Genomic DNA, 19,727 nt, shown 5'->3' on the forward strand with positions numbered 1-19,727 from the left:
GCCGGTATGGACTGTTGAGGTGCAGGGCGGCCCGGGATGGCTCGGATGACGCCGGCGAAACGCCGGATCGGCTCTCGCGAGCTGCTCGACGCGCTGCTCGATCCGGGAACATTCGTGAGCTGGGATGTGCCGCCGATAGTGGTGGCGCAGACCGGCGTCTATCGGTCCGCACTGGCCGAGGCGGCCGCTGTGGCGGGTACCGACGAATCGGTCCGCACCGGGGAAGGCCGGTTGCGTGGGCGGCGGATCGCGGTCATCGCATGTGAGTTCGCGTTCCTGGCGGGTTCCGTGGGCGTTGCTGCCGCCGAACGAATCGTCGGCGCGGTCGAGCGGGCGACAGCGGAGGGGCTTGCGCTGGTCGTCTCACCGACCTCGGGCGGCACCAGGATGCAGGAGGGCACGGTCGCCTTCGTGCAGATGGTGAAGATCGTCGGTGCCGTCGCCGCGCATAAATCGGCCGGCCACCCCTATATCGTGTACCTGCGGAATCCGACCATGGGTGGGGTTTTCGCGTCCTGGGGGTCGCTCGGGCATATCACCTTCGCCGAACCCGGCGCGCTCATCGGCTTTCTCGGGCCGCGGGTGTACGAGGCGCTGTACGGCCGCCCGTTTCCGCCCGGCGTGCAGACGGCGGAGAACTTGTATCGAAGCGGGGTCATCGACGGGGTTGTCGAGGTATCGGTCTTCCGGCGAATCGCACACCGGGCGCTGAGCGTGTTCGGCGGGATCCCGGATGATCCGAAATCCGCAGCCGGAGAACACTACCCCGGCGTCGAGTCGATACCCGCCGTCGCGGGGTTGCGGTCGGCGGGTGATACCTCGTCGACCGCGAGTTCCGCGGCTCGTGCGGCTCGGAAAGGGGTGAATCCGGCCGTCGCGGCTCCGGAGACGGCGGCTCCGGGCACCGAAATTCCGGACGCCGAGACCTGGGATGCCGGGGGACTCGGGGCCGGATCTGTGCGGCTCGGCGGCGGTCAGTGGACGGGTGTGGTCACCGAGCCGGTCGAAGCGTGGGAATCGGTGCGCATTTCGCGGCGACCCGAGCGGCCGGGGATCCGTGAGCTTCTGCGCCGGAGCAGGCAGCGGGTGCCGCTCAGCGGTACCGGTCAGGGGGAAGCAGATCGCACGGTGGTCCTTGCGCTGGCCCGTTTTCGGGGGCGTCCGTGCGTGGTGTTCGGACACGATCGTGCGCACCAGGATCCGGAACACACCATGGGGCCGGCCGCGCTGCGGGCGGCGCGGCGGAGTATGCAGCTCGCCGCCGAGCTGCGGCTCCCGCTGGTGCTGGTGATCGATACCATCGGTGCGGCGCTGTCCAAGGAGGCCGAGGAACGGGGCCTGGCGCCTGAGATCGCGCGCTGCATAGCCGATCTGGTGACCCTGGATACCCCGACCGTCGCGGTGCTGCTCGGCCAGGGCACCGGCGGCGGCGCGCTGGCGCTGCTGCCGGCCGACCGGGTGCTGGCCGCTACACATGGCTGGCTGGCGCCGCTGCCACCCGAAGGTGCGAGCGCTATCGTCCACCGTGATATCGGGCATGCCGCGGAATTGGCTGCGCAGCAGCGGATCCGGTCGGCAGATCTGCTGGCCGACGGGATCGTGGACCGGATAGTGCCCGAATATCCCGACGCCGCAGTGGAACCGGACAAGTTCGCGCGTCGTATGGTCGCCGCCATCGCCGGCGAGCTGACGGCGTTGTCGGCGCAACCGGCGGAGCAGTTGCGGGAGATCCGGCACCTGCGCTACCGCCGCCTGGGTCTTGCGGACCGGTAGTCCTGCCGAGACTCCGCCGCCGACGGGCTGGGGCCGCCTTTTCGGACGTGCCCCGTCTGCTCGACGGAAGGGGCGCATGGCTGTGTCCAGTGCGGGATGGTCGCCGGTGTTGCGTAGGAGGGACCCGCTTCCCCTCAGCCCTCAGCCCTCAGCCCTCAGCCCTCAGCCCTCAGCCCTCAGCCCTCTGGCTCCGGGTCGGGTGTGGACCAGGCGAGGATCATGGCCGGTGCGCAACCGCCGGCCAGGAGCGTAGCCAGGATCATGACGCCGCCGGCGTAGGCAGTGCGGAAGGCGTCGGCTTCCGGGAAGAGCGCGCCGCTCCAGATCACGTAGACCACCGGGAGAACGCAGAGTGTTTGTGTGATGGTGAGACCGATCGAGCGGGCCGTTTCGCGCTGGGCCATCTCGAGTTCGTCGAGGGTTTCGGCGGGCGCGTCGTCCTGTGCGTGCGACACGATCCGCAACATGGTCCAGGAGGGGAGGAAGACGAGGGCGCTCAGGCCGGCGAAGAGGGCTGCCCATTCGAGGCCGAACGCGCACAGTACACCGGTGACGAACAGGGCGGTGAGGGCTACGACGACGGTGACCACCAATGCGCGCCGGCGGCCACGGGTACGCCAGCCGGGCAGCATTCCGGTGAGCTGTTTCTCCCGGGCGAGCCACCGCTTGACGCGGTAGGCCTGGTAACGCTCGAGCAGGGTGGACGGCTCGGTGGCTGCGGTCATGGCAGCTTTCCTTTCTCGCGCGCATAGAGCTCGGCCGATAGTGGGGTGAATTCGGTGCGGGAGAACACCGCTTCGACCGGCAGCCCGAACACCTCGCAGATCCGCAGGGCCAGGTCCAGGCTGGGGTAGTGGTTGCCCCGTTCGAGTGCGCCGATCGTCTGTGGGTTGACGTTCACCGCCTCGGCCAGTGCGGCCCGCGACATCCGGTGTTCCGCACGCAATACTGCGATGCGGTTGTAGATCGGGAGGGTTTCCCCGCGTCTTACTGGGCTCACGCAACAGAGTGTTGTAAAAAGGCAACAATCTGTCAAGGTGGTTCGGACACGGTGCCCGGATTCGTTGACCTGCCGCCGAACCACTCCTACCGTCGGAGCGGTGACCACTAGACGTGAGATCGGTGTTGTCCCGCCCATCGTGCTCAACGATGGGAGCCTGATTCCGCAGCTCGGATTCGGGGTCTTCCAAGTACCGCCGGACCAGGTCTTCGATACTGTCACCGCTGCGCTGCGGGCCGGGTATCGCAGTATCGACACCGCGGCGGCCTACGAGAACGAAGAAGGCACCGGCCGCGCCCTCCGGCACTTCGGCCTACCCCGGGACGAGATCTTCGTCACGACCAAGCTCTGGAACTCCGATCAGGGCTACGAATCGACCCTGCGTGCCTGCGAGACCAGCCTCGACCGGCTCGGCCTGGAGTACCTGGACCTCTATCTGATCCACTGGCCCGTTCCCGCCGCCGATAAATTCGTGGACACCTTCCGTGCCTTCCAGCGTCTGAAAGCCGACGGCCGGGTGCGTTCCATCGGTGTCTCCAATTTCCGCGTGACCGATCTGGAGCGGGTTGTCGCCGAAACGGGGGAGACGCCGTCGGTGAACCAGATCGAATTGCACCCCCGGCTCGTTCAGCGCGAGCTGCGCGAATACCACGCCGAACACGCCATCGCCACCGAGGCGTGGAGCCCGCTCGGTCAGGGCACCCTGCTCGGCGATCCGGTGATCACCCGGATCGCCGGGGAAGTGGACCGCTCGCCGGCACAGGTGATCATCCGCTGGCATCTTCAGCTCGGCAATATCGTGATCCCGAAATCGGTGACGCCCGAGCGGATCGAGCAGAATTTCGATGTATTCGGCTTCGAACTCTCCGCCGAGCAGATGAGCGCCGTCTCCGGATTGGACAGCGGCACCCGGACCGGTGCGGATCCGGCGACCTTCGCAGTCGGTCTGGATACCTGAGGCCGCCCCCACACTGCCCCGTACCCGGCCGGCGCCGCCCGCGTCGTGCCGGGTGGCCCGGCCCGTCGCTGTGGCAGAGTGGTCGGTAACGCTTCGTTTTCGGCTGTTGGATCAGTATTCGTTGAGCGGGGAAGGACACACATGCTCGGGGTCAGCCGCGACGGCGACGTCGTCACCATCGAACTGCAACGTGAAGAGCGTCGGAACGCGCTGAACCTGGATCTGGTCGTACAGCTGCGCGAGGCACTCCTCCAGGCAACTCACAACGCCCGCGTCATTGTGATAACCGGCCGGGGGTCGGTGTTCAGCGCGGGCGCTGACCTCGACGGCGTGTACTCCGCCGAATTCCTCGACGCCCTGCTGGAGATGCTGCACGAGATCGAGGCGATGCCGATGCCGGTGATCGCCGCCCTCAACGGGCCCGCGCTCGGCGCCGGTGTGCAATTGGCCATGGCCGCGGATCTGCGGGTGATGGCGCCGGATTCGTACCTGGCGATTCCCGCGGCCAAGCTGGGCATCTCCGTGGATCGATGGACCACCCGCAGGCTGGCCTCGCTGCTCGGGGGCGGTCCGGCGCGTACCGTTCTGCTCGGTGCCGAACCCATCTCGGCCGCCGACGCGTACACCTTCGGCTTCGCCAACCGTCTCGGTACCGCGGCGGATGCGCAGACCTGGGCGAAATCGGTGGCCGAACTCGCGCCGCTGTCGCTGCGGCACCTGAAGCTGGAACTCAACGACGACGGCACCCGGGGGCCGTCACCCAAGGAACAGCAGTCCGCCTTGGAGGCAGCATGGAACAGCGAGGACGCCGAGGAGGGCCGGCAGGCCCGCAAGGAAAAGCGCTCCCCGAAATTCGTGGGCCGGTGATGCGACCCCGCATTCTCCCCGCGGCGGTGGCGGGGCTGGCCGGGATGACCGCACTGGGCTGGGTGCTGCGTGCACTGGACGGGTTACCGGCGGCGCTGGGCGCCTCGGTTTCCGCAATCGCGCCCACCGCTACGGGGGCACGCAGCTACCGCAATCGTCAGTTCCACAACACCGAACCCGCGTCACCGATCTCCGTACCCGACAATCCCGCCGGGCTGCTGTCGATTGCCTCCGCCATGCGGGCGGGGCGGCCGAAGGGGGTCGTGCCGCTGGCCGAGCCGGAACGTCCGGCGGTGGCCGCGGACCTTGCCGTCACCTGGTACGGGCATGCCAGCGCGCTGGTCGAGGTCGACGGTTTCCGGGTGCTCACCGATCCGGTATGGAGTGAGCGGGTTTCGCCGTCACGGCTGGTGGGACCGAGCCGGATCCACCCGGCGCCGGTCGAGCTGACCGAGCTCCCGCCGGTGGACGCGGTGGTCATCTCGCACGACCACTACGACCATCTCGACGCCGATACCATCACCGCCCTGCTGTACACCCAGCGCGCGGTTTTCATCGTCCCGCTGGGGGTCGGCGCCCACCTGCGGCATTGGGGCGTGCCGGAATCACGGATCGTCGAATTGGATTGGGGCTGCTCGCATTCGTTGCCCGCCCGGGACGGGGCCGGTGGTGACCTGACGATCACCTGCGCCGAGGCCCGCCATTTCTCCGGGCGCGGCCTGGTCCGTAACACCACCCTGTGGGCGGGCTGGGCGCTCGCCGGGCCGGTGCATCGCGTGTATTTCGGCGGCGATACCGGGTTCACCAAGGCGTTCGCCGAGACGGGTGCGCAGTGTGGTCCCTTCGACCTGACTCTGCTGCCCATCGGTGCTTATAACCACAGCTGGGCCGATATCCACATGAATCCCGAGGAAGCGGTGCGCGCCCACGCCGACCTGTGCGGCGGCGATCCGGGCCACGGCGTGCTGTTGCCGATCCACTGGGCGACCTTCAATCTGGCTCCGCACCCCTGGGACGAACCGGTGCGCCGGCTGGTGACGGCCGCGGCCGCGGCCGGTACCGAAATCGTGGTGCCGATACCCGGGCAACGACTCGATATCCGGGACCTCCCGCCAGGCCGTTCCTGGTGGGAGGATATGGAGTGAAGATTTCCGCTCTGCGACAGGAAGGAACTCGGCAATGAGCTTGATGGACAACCTGAAGAATCTGGCCGGCAAGGGCCAGGAGGCAGCGGCCAAGAACTCCGACAAGATCAACCAGGCGGTCGACAAGGCCGGGGATTTCATCGACGAGAAGACCAAGGGCAAGTACTCGGACAAGATCCAGAAGGGTAAGGAAGCCGCCCGCAAGGTGGTTCCGCCCGATCAGCCGGGTGGACCGGGCCAGCCGGGAGAGCCGGGAGAGCCGGGGTCGGGCCCCCGTCCGTGAGCCGCGCCCGGGTGCCGGCCGGAGCCGACCGCTCACGGCTGTGCCTATTGTGCCTGCGTGGGGGCCCCGCGTGGTCAGGTGCTGCTGCCCTCGGGCCTGACCCGCTCATGCTGTGACCCGGCGTGCACCGGACGTTCGGCGGTGAACCCGGGCAGCCGGATATCGAGGTCCGGCTGAGCAACCTGGACAAGGTGCTCTATCCGGCGACCGGCACCACAAAGGGCGAGGTCATCGAGTACTACGCCGAAATTGCACCGGCGATGCTGCCGCATATCGCCGGTCGGCCGATCACTCGTAAACGGTGGCCGAACGGGGTTGCCGAATCGTCGTTCTTCGAGAAGAACCTCGGCGCGGGTACGCCGTCGTGGTTACCGCGTCGCGCCCAGCAGCACTCCGATCGGACCGTGCACTATCCGGTGATCTCCTCCCAGGCGGGCCTGGTCTGGCTGGGGCAGCAGGCCGCCCTGGAGATCCACGTGCCACAGTGGCGTTTCGCCGGCGAGGCGCGCGGCCCCGCGACGCGGCTGGTATTCGACCTCGATCCCGGCCCCGGCGCGGGGCTGCCCGAATGCGCTCGGGTGGCGCTCGGGGTGCGGGATATGGTCGCCGAAATCGGGATGCGCGCGTTCCCGCTGACCAGCGGTAGCAAAGGTATCCACCTCTACGTCCCGCTGGATCGGGCGCTGAGCCCCGGCGGGGCGTCCACGGTGGCCAAACAGGTCGCCACGAATCTGGAGAAACTCCTTCCCGGCCTGGTCACCGCCACCATGGCGAAGAGCGTGCGGGCCGGGAAGGTGTTCCTGGATTGGAGTCAGAACAACCCGTCCAAGACGACCATCGCACCGTATTCGCTACGTGGGCGCGAGCAGCCGAACGTCGCCGCACCGCGCCACTGGGCGGAGCTCGAGGACCCCCGCGAGCTGCGGCAACTGCGATTCGACGAAGTTCTCGAGCGTTATCGGTCCGAAGGCGATCTGCTGGCCGGCCTGGATACGCCGCGCAGCGACGCGCTGACGAAATACCGATCGATGCGTGACCCGGCGCGCACACCGGAGCCGGTACCGCCGCATTCACCCCGGCCCGGCCCCGGCGATCGCTACGTCGTTCACGAACACCACGCCCGGCGGTTGCACTGGGATGTGCGGTTGGAGCGTGACGGGGTACTGGTGTCGTGGGCGGTACCCAAGGGCCCGCCGGAAAACACCCGGCAGAACCGGCTCGCCGTGCACACCGAAGATCACCCGCTGGAATACCTGGACTTCCACGGCACGATCCCGGACGGTGAGTACGGGGCAGGGGAGATGTCGGTCTGGGATACCGGTACCTACCGCACCGAGAAATGGCGCGACGACGAGGTGATCGTGGTCTTCCGCGGCGATCGCCTCAACGGCCGGTACGCCATGATCCGGACCGAGGGGGATCAATGGCTGATGCATCTCATGAAGGACCAGCCCGCGACCGCGGAGCTACCGCGCGGACTCACCCCCATGCTGGCCACCAGCGGCGAAGTGGCCGGGCTGCCGGAGTCGGAATGGGCGTTCGAACGTAAATGGGACGGATACCGCCTGCTGGTGGAAATCGATGCGGGTGAGCTGCGGCTGCGCAGCCGGGCCGGTAACGATGTCACCGCGCGCTACCCCCAATTATCGGTGCCGGCCGCGGAACTGGCCGGCCACCAGGTGATCCTCGACGGCGAGCTCATCGTCCGCGGCCCCGGCGATGCAATGAATATTGCTCTGCTGAAGGCGAATCCGCGCCGCGCCGAATTCCTGGCCTTCGACCTGCTGTTCCTCGACGGCACTTCGCTGCTACGCAAACGCTATAGCGACCGGCGGCAGGTGCTGGAGGCGCTGGCCGCGACGACCACCGAACTCCGGGTACCTCCTCGCTACGAGGGCGACGGCACCGAGGCCCTGCGCCGCAGCGAAGAAGAAGGTGCCGAGGGCGTGATCGCCAAACGGCTGGATTCGGTGTATCTGCCCGGAACCCGCGGACATTCGTGGGTGAAGCACCGGAACTGGCGCACCCAGCAGGTGGTGATCGGGGGTATGCGGCGCAGTAAGGCACGACCGTTCGCCTCGCTGCTGGTCGGGATCCCCGCGGAGGACGGCCTGGTGTATGCGGGCCGGGTCGGAACAGGGTTCGGCGAAGCGGAGATGACCGATCTGGCGGCCCGGCTGCGCCGGTCGCAACGTAAGACCTCGCCGTTCATCAACGAGATGTCGGCCGACGAACTCCGCGACGCGATCTGGGTGACGCCGAGAATCGAAGGCACAGTTCGCTACATGGATTGGACCGACGGCGGCCGGCTCTGGCATCCCGCCTGGCTCGGCGAGGTGTGACAGCCGTCGCTGCCGTCGTTGCCCCGCTCGCCGCGAATCCGCTGGGTATCGTTACCTCCGTAGCGAGTTGGAACGAGGAGCACATTATGGATTTCAAAGGGCTGGCCAACAAAGCGCTGGGTCTGGCGCGCAAGAACTCCAGTAAGGTCGATCCGCTGATCGAGAAGGTCGGCGACGCGGTGGACAAGAAGACCGGCGGGAAATACGCGTCGCAGGTCGACAAGGCGCAGGAGGCCGCCCGTAAAGCCGTCCGTGATCAGCAGAAGTAGGTGGTGAGCTTCGCCCGGAGGGAGCTCCGGGCGCGGGTTGCTGCGGATGTTCCGAAGGGGCTGAGTAAAGGCCGGGCGGCCGTCATGGTCGTCGGTTTCGCCGTCGTGATGCTCGTCTCGAATTCCATTGCCTCGTCGGTTCATCAGCCCGTGGCTGCCCTCATCGTCGGCCCCGGGCTGGCGTGCGTTGTGGCCTGGTTCTACATCTGGGCCGGTCGCCGTATCGAGCGCCGTCGTGTTGTCGAATTCCCCCGTCGCGGCGCCGGGCTCCACCTCGTGGTCGGCGCAGTGTCCGGAATGGGCCTTGCGGCGGTAGCGATCGGTTTCCTTGCCCTCGCCGGCGTGTATCGCATCAGCGGGTGGGGGTCGGTCTCCGGTGCCCTTGCGGTGGCCGGCGCCATGTGCGCCGTCGCGGTCGCGGAGGAAGTATTCTTCCGCGGTGTCGTCTTCCGGCTCATCTGGGGTCGTTGGGGGACCGCGGTCGCGCTTGTCGTATCCGCCGTGATCTTCGGCCTCGTGCATCTGATCAATCCCGATGCTTCGGTGTGGGGCGCGATTGCGATTGCCGTCGAGGCGGGTTTGCTGCTCGGCGCTGCTTACCTCGCGACAGGCTCGCTATGGCTGGCGATCGGTCTGCACTTCGGCTGGAACACCGCTACCGTGGGGATCTTCGGCACCGTCGCCTCGGGGAGCGAGGCGCGCGAATCTCTGGTAACTGCGGTGACGACAGGGCCGGATTGGCTGTCCGGGGGAAGATTCGGCCCGGAAGCGAGCATTGTCTCGGTACTGGTTTGCTCGGCGGCGACCGTGCTGCTGTTGTACCTCGGACACCGGCGTGGCCGGCTGTCGCCCCGGAACAGTTGAACCACCACGGTGTACGGGACGTCGTCGGTGCGTCTGCCGGGCGGGTCCGCACCGGCACGCCAGGGCGTTTCCTTTCGCGAGCCGGACCGGCTCAAGTCAGCAGGTCGAGGGCGAGAGCTCCGGCGCAGACTGCGCCGACGACGGCCAGCGCGATTGCATCGTTGCGGCCGGGACCGGCCGGGCGGGCGGTGAGCCGGCCCGTCCCGCCGCGGGCGGTGATGGCTTCACCGAGTTCGCCGGCCCGGCGGGTGGAAACCGCCATGGCGGCGGTGAGGATATCGATCAGTGGGTCGGTGGTGCGGTGCAGTAGATCGGGTTTGGGGCGTAGCCGGCGTGCGGCGCGCAGGACCCGGATCTCCTCCAGCAGAAGTGGTAGTCCGCGCAGGGTCAATGCCACCACGACGGCGAGTTCGTCGACCGGTACTCGTAGCTTGCGCAGTGGGCGGCCGAGGGTCGCCAGGGCGGGGGCGATTTCGCTCATCGGGGTGGTCCAGGCGATCAGCATGGATGCCGACAGCAGGATGAGCCCGAAGACCACGACCTGCGCGTAGCGCAGCAGCGCGACCCCGCCGACCGGTGCGCTGATCACTGCGCCGAGTGCGATCAGCAGCCAGAACGCCCACGGCAGCCTGGGGACGACACCTAGAGGGAGTCGCGCGAGAGCCCCGACCGCGATCAGGAAGACGATCGTGACGCCGAGGATCGGCCAGCTGGGCAGGAACATCAGCAGCAGGCTGATCAGGAAGACACCGATCATCTTGGTGCCGGCCCAGAGCCGGTGGATCGGGCTGGCGACCGGGACCCGGCGCAGCAGTACCGTACTCATCGCGCACCTCCGTGGGCGTCGCCCCGTAGCTGCCACGCCGCGCCCGGGGCGGGGTGACGGGCTTGTCCGGGCGGGTGGACCGGCGGGATGGGCCCGGTGTCGGCATCCGGTTCCGAGGCCGGGATATGCGCAGCCTCGGTTTCCGGGATACGCCCGGCCTGCAAATGCACGGTGCGGTCGCAGATGGTCGCGACATCTTCGACATCGTGTGAGATGACGATCAGAGTCAGTCCTGAATCGCGGAGCCGGGCCAGCAGGTCGACGATATCGGCGCGGCCTTCGGGGTCCAGGCCGGCCAGCGGTTCGTCCAGCACCACCACCTGCGGATGGCTGGCGACGATGGCGGCGAGTACCACCCGTTTCGCCTGACCGCCGCTGAGTTCTTCGATGGAGCGGTTGGTCAGCGAGCGGTCCAGCCCGACGGCGTCGAGGGCCTTGCCGACCGTGCCCGATCCGGTGCCGTCTCCGCCCCAGTCGGCGATCTCTTCACCGACCGTATGGCGTTGCAGTTGCAGCCGGGAGTGCTGGAAGGCCAGCTCCACCCGGCCGATCTGTTTGCTGACCGGTTTCCCGGCCAGGTCGCAGCGGCCGACGCTGGGTGCGATGAGTCCGGCCATGATCCAGGCCAGGGTCGATTTCCCGGATCCGTTCCCGCCGACTACCAGCAGTGCTTCCCCGCGGCAGACCGTAAGGTCTATCCCGTGCAGGGCCTGCGCTTCCCACGGCGTGCCGCGGTTGTAGGTGTGCCGGATACCGCGCAGCTCCAGAATCGGGGCACCCCTGGGGTGGCGGCGGTGCGCGCGGGCCGGCTTCGGCCAGGCGGGCAGGCGGTCGGCCATCCGGCCGTCCGCGAGATGTACGACCCGGTCGGCGGCGGCCGCATCCGCTTCGTGATGGGTTACCAGCACTACTGCCATCGGATGTCGTTTCGGTAGTTCGGTCAGCAGCGCCACCAGTTCGCGGCGACCGTCCGGATCGATCATGGAGGTCGCCTCGTCGGCGATGAGCAGCGCCGGCCGCCGGGCGAGGGCGGCCGCCACAGCCAGCCGCTGCTGCTGGCCACCGGACAGGGTCGCGGTTTCGCGGGCACCCATTGCGTCCAGCCCGACCTCGTGCAGCAGATCGTCGATCCGGACCTCGGCCGCGAGTTCGGTGGGCAGGCCCCAGACGACATCGTCGGCGACCAGTACCCCGAGGGTCTGGCTTTCCGGTCGCTGAAGAACCAGGGCGGTGCCGCCGAGGTGACCCAGACCCGCCGATCCGGGCCGGCTCACCGTGCCGCTGCTCGGTGGTAGACCGGCCAGTAGCCGGGTGAGGGTGGATTTCCCGGAACCGTTGTGGCCGACGACGGCGACGAATTCGCCGACCGCCACCCGTAGGTCGATTCCCGCCAGCGCGTCACCGGCCGCGCCCGGGTAGCGGTAGCCCGCTCCGTGCAGCGTGACCGGTAGCGGAGCGATGGGGCGATCGTCGGCGGGTGCGTCGAGCCGGTCGGCGCCGGGGAGCCAGGTGAGCCGGTCGAGCACGGATCCGAGGACGAACCAGGAGACGAGTGCGGTGACCACGGTGCCGATTGCGACGGTGGCGCCGATATAGATCCACCACCAATGCAGGACCACCTCGGCCACGTCCAGTACACCGCGCCCCAGCGGTGCCAGCTGGGTTTGCCGGGAGGTGAGGTCGGCCAGGCCGGTGGCGGTATTGCGGATGTTGTCGAACAGCAGGTCGCGGGTGGCGGAGAAGACCAGCAGGAAGCCGATCGAGAACGCGCCCCAGGCGATACCCGCTACGATCGACAGCCCGGTGACCGTGATGAGGCCGCCGCGCCGGCGTTTGACCGTGCCGACGATCCCGCCGATGGTCGCGGTGGCGACCATGGCCATGGCGGCGGTGAGTCCGGCGGCGACGAAGGTGACCAGGGCGGCCGAGACGGAGGCGGTGAACAGGGCACGGAATCTGTATCGGTGCGCCAGCAGGCCCATGGGGACAGCGGCGACGAGTTGCAGCGCCGCGGCGAACGGGATCACCGAGCCGACCGTGACGAGCCCTACGGTTGCGCCGCCCAGAACCGCGCCGGTGGCGAGCTCGATCGGCCGCAGGGCCGCTGGGGGATCGTGTGCGGACCGGCCGGATACGCCGGGCCGGGCGGTAGCGGGCTGGTCACTCACGACGTCAAGTCTGCCAGCCGCGGGGCCGGGCGCGAATCGGCGGTGTTGCAAGCATGCGCATTACCGCATATGTTGTGGGCGTGGGACATGATCATACGCATCGGATATCGCCCGAAAGCGCCTCCGGGAAATATGTCGGACGCCTGGCGCTGGCGCTGGCCATCGGCGCCGTATTCATGGTCGTCGAACTGGCTGTCGCGCTGGCCACCGGTTCACTGGCGCTGCTCTCCGACGCCGCACATATGCTTACCGATGTCGTCGGTATCGCGATGGCACTCTCGGCCATTCTGCTGGCCCGCAACACTCGGCCCAGCTACACCCGCACCTTCGGCTACTACCGCGCCGAGGTGATCGCGGCCCTGGCCAATGCCGTCCTTTTGTTCGGAGTGGCCGGTTATGTCCTGGTGGAGGCGGTGCGCCGGTTCGGCGAACCCCCTGAGGTGCCGGGCGTGCCCGTACTCATCGCGGGCGCGATCGGCCTCGGCGCCAATATCGTGTCCTTCTTGTTGCTGCGGCGCGGCGCGGCGGAGAGCCTCAACGTGCGCGGTGCCTACCTCGAGGTCCTCGCCGATATGATCGGGTCGTTCGGGGTACTGATATCGGCGGCGATAACCCTCACCACCGGCTGGTACTACGCCGATATGGTCGTCGGTGTGGCGATCGGCGTGTGGGTACTGCCCCGCACCTATCTGCTGGCGCGCCGCTCGCTGCGGATCCTGTTCCAGCACAGCCCGGAAGAACTCGACGTCGAGGCGGTGGCGGCGGAATTGGCCGCGGTGCCCGGGGTCTGCGATGTGCACGATCTGCACGTCTGGACGCTGACCTCCGGGATGGAGGTCGCCTCGGCGCATATCACCACTTACGGTCCGGATGCGCGCGACGAAATCCTGCGCGCTGCCCAGCACCTGCTCGCCGAGCGCTTCCATATCGAGCATGCCACCTTGCAGATCGAGACCACCGATACCGCCCGACGCTGCACGGAACTGTCCTGGTAGCCGCCGCCAGGCTGATAGAGATATTCGGCCATAATGGCGGTATGGTGCAGCGTCCGTCGGTCCGGGACTGGGATTTTCCGCGTGGTGTCGCCAGTGTCGCGCTGATGGTGGGGTACGGCGCCGAACACGGGGTGGCACCGGCGGCCCTGCTGCGGGGCACCGATCTCACCGAGGCCCGCCTGCACGATCCCGACGCCCAGATCGACGCGCATACCGAACTCGCGGTGGTCCGGAATCTGGTGCGCCAACTCGACCGCCCCGGCATGGGAATCGAGGTGGGCCGCCGCTACCGCATCACCACCTTCGGCATCTTCGGCTTCGCCTGCGTCAGCAGTCCCACACTGGCCGAGGCGATCGATTTCGCCCTGCGCTATATGGAGCTGAGTTTCGCCTTCTGCCTGCCGGTGACGCACTGGGAGAACGACGAATTCATCGGCCGGATCCTCGACGACTCCGTTCCGGCCGACCTCCGGCAGTTCCTGGTGGAACGCGATGTGACCGCCATGCATCAGATGATGAGCGATCTGCTGGGCCGGCACCTGGAACTGGTACGGGCCGAATTCCGGTTCCCCGAACCGTCCTACGCTGATCGGATCGCCGCAGTCACCGTGGCCCCGCCGCGGTTCGGCCGCCCGGAAAACCTGGTCGCCCTCGATCCGGCGATCCTGGACCAGCCGCTTCCACAGGCCAACGAACACACCCTGGCCATCTGCCTGGCGCAATGCCGCGATCTGGTCCATCGGCGTCGCGCCCGCACCGGGATCGCCGCCGAGGTCCGGACCCGGCTGGTGCCCCGGGGCGGGCTGGACGGTTTCACCGCGCCGCCGGGTATCGACGCCGTGGCCGCCGACCTGAACATGAGCACCCGCACCCTGCGCCGGCACCTCGATGCCGCCGGCACCAGTTACCGCGCCCTACTGGACGAGGTGCGCCAGGCGCTGGCCGAGGAAATGCTGACCACCACCCCGCTGTCGGTGAGCGATGTGGCCATCAGGCTCGGCTATGCCGAGGCCTCCACATTCATCTACGCCTTCAAACGCTGGACCGGCGCGACCCCCGCCGCCTACCGCCGGGCCCGCGCCGGACGGTACTGAGCGGTCAGTACGGGCTCGCGATCCAGCCGCCCATCGGGACGCTACGGAAATGGGTGATCAGCCGATGGTCGTCATCGATCACGTGCAGGGCGACCGACGGATCCGGCCCGTAGTCCATCACGCGCTCGGGTGGCGCGAGCTCCCATTCGCCGCCCAGTACAGAGGCCGTGCTCGGACCGATGAGTAGCGGCCTGCCCGCGAAAGTGCTCACTCCGGCGGTATGCGCGTGCCCGGCCAAAGTTCCGATGATGCGCCGATCCCCGGCGATCACAGCGGCCAGCCGCTGCGGATCCTCCAGTGCGATCGTGTCCACGATCGGACTGTGCAGGAAAACCGGCGGATGGTGCAGGGCCAGCAGCACGGCCGCATCGGGCGGGGTCGAGGCGAGGGTGTCGTCCAGCCAGAGGTAGGTCTCGTCGGAGAGCCGGCCGCCCGACTGCCCGGGGACACTGGAGTCCAGCAGGATCAAGGTCAGTTCGCCGATGCGGTGCACCTGGTTCACCGGATCGTCCGACGGTGTCCCGGACAGCAGTACCTCCCGGAACGCTGCGCGCTCGTCGTGGTTCCCGGGAATCGCGAGCACCGGCAGATCGGCCTGTAACGACATCCGGGCCTCGGCATACTGCTCGGGCTTTCCGGAATCGGTGATATCACCGGTTACCACGATCACATCGGGTCGCCGCCGCAACTCCGCCAGATAGGCCATCACTCGTTGCGCGCGCTCGGTGTTACGGGTCCCGAGATCGAAATGTGTATCGCTGACCTGAGCCACCAGGATCATCGGTGCTCCTGTGTTGATCGGCGCGCCTCCGGCGCGCTGGGGTTCGGCCCCTTGGTCCTCGCTGAACTCGGCCCACGGTGGTTCCGTGGACCGGTGTCACTTCACCCAGCTTAGGTCAGTTGGCCAGCGGCAACGGCGCGGATATGAGGCACACCACTACTTGTCCCGGTGTGTATGGACCCGGGCCGGAACAACCGTTGCGCGGGAGTTGTCCGTGATCAAGCAGGCAGTGCGGCGGGTGGGTGGGGGAGCAGGGCCCAGAAGCTCTCCTCGGGCGGCGCTTCCAGATCGATCCGGCCATCGGGACGCCAATCGGCGGCGAGACGCAGGCGCCAGGAGTGCAGGTGGGTGCGGGGGTGGGCGCCGGTGCGGTCGAACAGGGGGTCGCCGGCGATGGGATAGCCGATCCAGGCCAGGTGTACGCGGAGCTGATGCCGGCGGCCGGTGATCGGATGCAGGGCTACGACCGTGTGTTCATGGTGCCGGGCCACGACGGTGAACTCGGTGCGGGACGGGTAGTTCTTCGTTTCCAGCAGGTCGGCGTCGGCGACGAACCAGCGGTCACCGATGCGCTGGATCGTTTCGCGGGGCGCGGCCACCCGTACCCGGTTCTTCCGGCCGACGCTGAGCGGCAGGTCGACGACCCCGCGGTCGGGCAGCGGTTCCGGTCCCGCGGCCACGACGGCCAGATAGGTCTTCTCGGCGGTCTGTTTGTTGAACTGGCGGGTCAGCTGCCCGTGTGCCGGGAGCTGCCGGGCCAGCAGCACCAGACCGGAGGTGACCTTGTCTATCCGGTGCACCGGATACAACTTCTCACCCGTTGCCTCGGCGGCGGCGACGATATCGGTGTCGTGCCGCTCCCCGGTGACCGAGATCCCGGCGGGTTTGTTCAGCGCCAGAATCGCCTCGTCTTCGGCGAGCAGGCAGCGGGCGCGCAGCTCGGGCCAGTCGATATCCACCGGTCGAGCGTAAGAGCCGGGTCCACAGCCGAGATCGGCAGGGACCGGGATCCGGCAGCCGGCCCACGACGCCCTGCGTGATCACGAAACTCCCGGAATCCCGGAGGGGCCGACAACTTCGCAATCTTGCAGGCAGAATGAGGCGCGCCGCCGCCTTCGCCCAGGTCGTGCGAAGGCGGCCGATGGAGCTACTCGGCTGTTGCCGGGCCCGGTTCTGCCTGGTGTCCGGCCGCGCGCCGGGAGCTGGCGGTGTCCATCGGGTGGATCGACCGTACGGCCGTGAGTCACCGATAGCGCAAGACGGCGGCACGGGACGTGATCGTGGTCTCGGTCGCGTTGGACCGAAATCGCCCGTCGAGCGGTTTGTGGACTGGGCGCAATGAGCTTGCCGGACCGACCACCTCGGGAGTGCTGGTGGCCTCTTCGACTCCGTTGAACACCGGCCGCGCCCTGGCCGGCGACCACACCGCGACCGGTGGACGCACCCTGATGCTGGTCCTGGCGACCGTCGGGTTCGCGCTCAACTTCTGGGCGTGGGCCCTGCTCAGCCCGCTGGCACCGCGGTTACGCGACGAACTCGGCCTCAATTCGTTCCAGGAGTCGCTGGTGGTGGCGGTTCCGGTGATCGTGGGATCACTGGGCCGGATACCCGTCGGGGCGTTGGCCGACCGCTACGGCGGGCGGCTGATGTTCCCGGTGGTTTCGCTGATCACCGTGGTGCCGGTGCTGTTCCTGGGGCTGGTCGGCCATTCGGCGCTGGCGGCGTTGCTGATCGGCGGGTTCTTCCTCGGTGTCGGCGGCACGGTGTTCGCGGTCGGGGTGCCGTTCGTGAGCCGCTGGTTCCCGCCGGAGCAGCAGGGACTGGCGATCGGGGTGTACGGGATGGGGATGGGCGGTACCGCTATCAGCGCCCTCACCACCGTGCAACTGGTTGATATGGGCGATACTGCGACCCCGTTCCTGCTGTGCGCCGCCGCGCTGGCCGCCTACGCGATCATCGCTTGGTTCCTGCTGCGGGACGCTCCCGGCCGGACCGCACCCACCGAATCGATGACCACCCGGTTGAAGCAGACCGTGCGCTTGCCCGCCACCTGGGAGGCCTCGGCGTTGTACGCCGTCGCGTTCGGCGGATTCGTGGCGTTCTCGGTGTACCTGCCGTCGTATCTGCGCACCGCCTATGACCTTTCCCAGTCGGACGCGGCCACCAGAATGGCTGGGTTCGTACTGCTTGCGGTGATCATGCGGCCGGTCGGCGGCTGGCTGGTCGACCGGTTCAACGGGCCGGTGGTACTCGCCACCACACTCGGTTTCGTGGTCGCCGCCGCGGCCGTGCAGGCGACTACCCCCGGCCTGATGCCGGTCGGCACCATCGCGTTCCTCGTCCTGGCCGCGGCGCTCGGCGCGGGGAGCGGAGCCACCTTCGGGCTCGTCGCGCAGATCGCGCCGCCCGGAAAGGTCGGGTCGATCACCGGGTTCGTCGGTGCCGCGGGTGGTTTGGGCGGCTTCGTACCACCGCTGGTGATGGGTGCCATCTACGAATCGACCGCCGACTACGGCCCGGGGCTGCTGGCGCTGGCCGCTGTCGCGCTGGCCGCACTGGTGTTCACCCTCACCGTGGTACGCCGCGAGGTAGCCCGGCAACGCAGCTGAGATATCCCGATCGACGATCGCAGAAGGAGTACCGATGATGCAAGACCTCCGCCGGTGCAGCGGCCTCCGCGGACCGCGCGTACCTGCTTCGAAGGAGACTCGATGAGCGGCACCCGGCGCGGCGCCGGTGGGGCGCGGCTCGACGGCGAGCTCACCGACGCGCTGGTGGGCACCCGGCGGTTCTTCACCCGCGGTGAGGTCTCGGCGGACCGGCGGTCGATGTACGAATCCGGCGGGCGGCAGGCCGACGAGTTCTACCGGGACCGCTGGAGCCACGACAAGGTGGTGCGGTCCACGCACGGGGTGAACTGCACGGGGTCGTGTTCCTGGAAGATCTACGTCAAGGACGGGATCATCACCTGGGAAACGCAGCAGACCGACTATCCGTCGGTGGGCCCCGACAAACCCGAATACGAACCACGCGGTTGCCCGCGTGGCGCCGCGTTCTCCTGGTACACCTATTCGCCGACCCGCGTGCGTTATCCGTATATCCGCGGTGTCCTGCTGGAGATGTACCGGGCGGCGAAGCACGTTCTCGGCGACCCGGTGCGCGCATGGGCTTCCATCGTGGAGGATCCGGAATCGGCCCGGCGCTACAAGGCCGCGCGCGGTAAGGGTGGTCTGGTACGGGCGACCTGGGACGAGGCGACCGAGATGATCGCCGCCGCGCATATCCACACGATCGAGCGGTACGGCCCGGACCGGATCGCGGGCTTCTCGCCGATCCCGGCCATGTCGATGGTTTCGCATGCCTCGGGGGCGCGGTTCGTATCGTTGATCGGCGGGGCGATGCTGTCGTTCTACGACTGGTACGCCGACCTGCCGGTAGCTTCTCCGCAGGTGTTCGGCGATCAGACCGATGTTCCGGAGTCGGGGGACTGGTGGGATGCCGGCTACCTGATCATGTGGGGATCCAATCTGCCGGTGACCCGCACTCCGGACGCGCATTGGATGGCCGAGGCCCGGTACCGGGGACAGAAGGTCGTGGCGGTATCGCCGGATTACGCGGACAACGTGAAATTCGCCGACGAATGGCTGGCCCCGCATCCCGGCACCGACGGCGCCCTGGCGATGGCGATGGGGCATGTGGTGCTGCGGGAATTCTTCGTCGAGCGGGAGGTGCCCTACTTTGCCGGTTATATCCGGCAGTTCACCGATCTGCCGTTCCTGGTGCGGCTGGAGGAGAGCGACAGCGGTTATCTACCGGGAAAGTTCCTGACCGCCGCCGATCTCGACGAATACTTCGGGACCGAGAACGCGGCATTCAAGACGGTGGTGCTCGATAGCGACGGTATGCCGGTGGTGCCGAACGGTTCGCTCGGTTATCGCTTCGGCGAAACCGGTGCCGGTCGCTGGAATCTCGACCTCGAAGGGGTTCGGCCGCAGGTCACGCTGCTGGGGGACAACGCCGTCACCGTGTTGATGCCGCGCTTCGACACCACCGGCGGTGAAGGTGCGACCGTGCAGCGCGGCGTCCCGGTGCGCCGGGTGAACGGTCACCTGGTCACCACCGTGTTCGATCTGCTGCTGGCGCAGTACGGGGTGCACCGTGAAGGTCTGCCGGGCCTGTGGCCGGTCGACTATGACGACCCCGCCCAGCCCTACACCCCGGCCTGGCAGGAATCGATCACCGGAGTCCCGGCGGCCGCCGTCCTGCGGATCGCACGCGAATTCGCCACGAATGCCGAGGAGAGTCACGGCCGCTCAATGATCGTGATGGGTGCCGGCACCAACCACTGGTTCCACTCCGACA

At 68.0% G+C, this 19,727-nt stretch carries 18 protein-coding genes; 12 read left to right on the plus strand and 6 right to left on the minus strand.

All coding sequences use genetic code 11. The features are described from left to right. Positions 1 to 45: 45 nt before the first annotated feature. Positions 46 to 1,773 carry a carboxyl transferase domain-containing protein gene (locus tag NS6_RS12145; protein ID WP_068040774.1) on the plus strand — a complete coding sequence of 576 codons (1,728 nt, stop codon included), beginning with the start codon at positions 46 to 48 and terminating at the stop codon, positions 1,771 to 1,773. 176 nt (positions 1,774 to 1,949) lie between these two features. On the opposite strand, the gene NS6_RS12150 is transcribed toward NS6_RS12145, so the two are convergent. Both NS6_RS12150 and NS6_RS12155 read right to left on the minus strand, forming a co-directional pair. Beyond that, positions 1,950 to 2,498 (minus strand): hypothetical protein, encoded by a 549-nt coding sequence (locus tag NS6_RS12150; RefSeq protein ID WP_068040725.1) that lies wholly within the window; start codon positions 2,496 to 2,498, stop codon positions 1,950 to 1,952. Continuing rightward, entirely contained in the window at positions 2,495 to 2,773 is a 279-nt protein-coding gene (locus NS6_RS12155) for a helix-turn-helix transcriptional regulator (protein ID WP_068040726.1), read from the minus strand. The genes NS6_RS12150 and NS6_RS12155 overlap by 4 nt, the downstream gene beginning before the upstream one ends. Before the next feature lie 100 nt (positions 2,774 to 2,873). Between NS6_RS12155 and NS6_RS12160 the strand changes: the two genes are divergently transcribed. From NS6_RS12160 to NS6_RS12190, 7 genes are all read left to right on the plus strand, one after another. Beyond that, positions 2,874 to 3,731 (plus strand): aldo/keto reductase, encoded by an 858-nt coding sequence (locus tag NS6_RS12160; RefSeq protein ID WP_068040728.1) that lies wholly within the window; start codon positions 2,874 to 2,876, stop codon positions 3,729 to 3,731. A gap of 141 nt (positions 3,732 to 3,872) precedes the next feature. Further along, the gene (locus NS6_RS12165) at positions 3,873 to 4,598 is read left to right on the plus strand and encodes an enoyl-CoA hydratase (RefSeq protein WP_068040730.1); all 726 of its coding nucleotides are present in this window, start codon (positions 3,873 to 3,875) and stop codon (positions 4,596 to 4,598) included. Next, positions 4,598 to 5,743: an MBL fold metallo-hydrolase gene (locus NS6_RS12170; protein WP_068040732.1), complete on the plus strand. Its 1,146-nt coding sequence runs from the start codon at positions 4,598 to 4,600 to the stop codon at positions 5,741 to 5,743. The genes NS6_RS12165 and NS6_RS12170 overlap by 1 nt, the downstream gene beginning before the upstream one ends. Before the next feature lie 34 nt (positions 5,744 to 5,777). Beyond that, a complete protein-coding gene (locus tag NS6_RS12175; RefSeq protein WP_068040733.1) occupies positions 5,778 to 6,026 on the plus strand; it encodes an antitoxin in 249 nt (82 codons plus the stop codon). A gap of 122 nt (positions 6,027 to 6,148) precedes the next feature. Further along, positions 6,149 to 8,368, plus strand: a complete 2,220-nt coding sequence (locus NS6_RS12180; RefSeq protein ID WP_068040734.1) for an ATP-dependent DNA ligase — start codon at positions 6,149 to 6,151, stop codon at positions 8,366 to 8,368. A gap of 86 nt (positions 8,369 to 8,454) precedes the next feature. Beyond that, on the plus strand, positions 8,455 to 8,637 hold the full coding sequence (locus NS6_RS12185; RefSeq protein ID WP_033244153.1) for an antitoxin: 183 nt from the start codon (positions 8,455 to 8,457) through the stop codon (positions 8,635 to 8,637). Between the two features lie 3 nt (positions 8,638 to 8,640). Further along, complete coding sequence (locus NS6_RS12190; protein ID WP_157112721.1) at positions 8,641 to 9,501, plus strand: CPBP family intramembrane glutamic endopeptidase; 861 nt, start codon at positions 8,641 to 8,643, stop codon at positions 9,499 to 9,501. A 91-nt stretch (positions 9,502 to 9,592) separates the two neighbouring features. On the opposite strand, the gene NS6_RS12195 is transcribed toward NS6_RS12190, so the two are convergent. Both NS6_RS12195 and NS6_RS12200 read right to left on the minus strand, forming a co-directional pair. Further along, positions 9,593 to 10,327, minus strand: coding sequence for a CbiQ family ECF transporter T component (locus tag NS6_RS12195; protein WP_068040737.1), 735 nt, complete (start codon positions 10,325 to 10,327; stop codon positions 9,593 to 9,595). After that, positions 10,324 to 12,495: an ABC transporter ATP-binding protein gene (locus NS6_RS12200; RefSeq protein ID WP_371859335.1), complete on the minus strand. Its 2,172-nt coding sequence runs from the start codon at positions 12,493 to 12,495 to the stop codon at positions 10,324 to 10,326. Before NS6_RS12200 ends, NS6_RS12195 begins: the two co-directional genes overlap by 4 nt. Positions 12,496 to 12,575: 80 nt before the next feature. Between NS6_RS12200 and NS6_RS12205 the strand changes: the two genes are divergently transcribed. Both NS6_RS12205 and NS6_RS12210 read left to right on the plus strand, forming a co-directional pair. Continuing rightward, entirely contained in the window at positions 12,576 to 13,490 is a 915-nt protein-coding gene (locus NS6_RS12205; protein WP_443093653.1) for a cation diffusion facilitator family transporter, read from the plus strand. Between the two features lie 41 nt (positions 13,491 to 13,531). Continuing rightward, positions 13,532 to 14,584 carry an AraC family transcriptional regulator gene (locus NS6_RS12210; RefSeq protein ID WP_068040740.1) on the plus strand — a complete coding sequence of 351 codons (1,053 nt, stop codon included), beginning with the start codon at positions 13,532 to 13,534 and terminating at the stop codon, positions 14,582 to 14,584. 4 nt (positions 14,585 to 14,588) lie between these two features. On the opposite strand, the gene NS6_RS12215 is transcribed toward NS6_RS12210, so the two are convergent. Further along, complete coding sequence (locus NS6_RS12215; RefSeq protein WP_068040742.1) at positions 14,589 to 15,365, minus strand: metallophosphoesterase; 777 nt, start codon at positions 15,363 to 15,365, stop codon at positions 14,589 to 14,591. 218 nt (positions 15,366 to 15,583) lie between these two features. Continuing rightward, positions 15,584 to 16,324 (minus strand): RluA family pseudouridine synthase, encoded by a 741-nt coding sequence (locus NS6_RS12220; protein WP_068040743.1) that lies wholly within the window; start codon positions 16,322 to 16,324, stop codon positions 15,584 to 15,586. Positions 16,325 to 16,738: 414 nt separating this feature from the next. On the opposite strand from NS6_RS12220, the gene NS6_RS12225 reads away from it, so the two are divergent. Next, positions 16,739 to 17,974, plus strand: a complete 1,236-nt coding sequence (locus tag NS6_RS12225; protein ID WP_245669281.1) for a nitrate/nitrite transporter — start codon at positions 16,739 to 16,741, stop codon at positions 17,972 to 17,974. Between the two features lie 102 nt (positions 17,975 to 18,076). After that, a partial coding sequence (locus tag NS6_RS12230) for a molybdopterin-dependent oxidoreductase (protein ID WP_157112722.1) occupies positions 18,077 to 19,727 on the plus strand: 1,651 nt, incomplete at its 3' end.

The sequence above is a fragment of the Nocardia speluncae NBRC 108251 genome, assembly GCF_001613245.1.
In the GTDB taxonomy this organism is placed as follows: Bacteria; Actinomycetota; Actinomycetes; order Mycobacteriales; family Mycobacteriaceae; genus Nocardia; species Nocardia speluncae.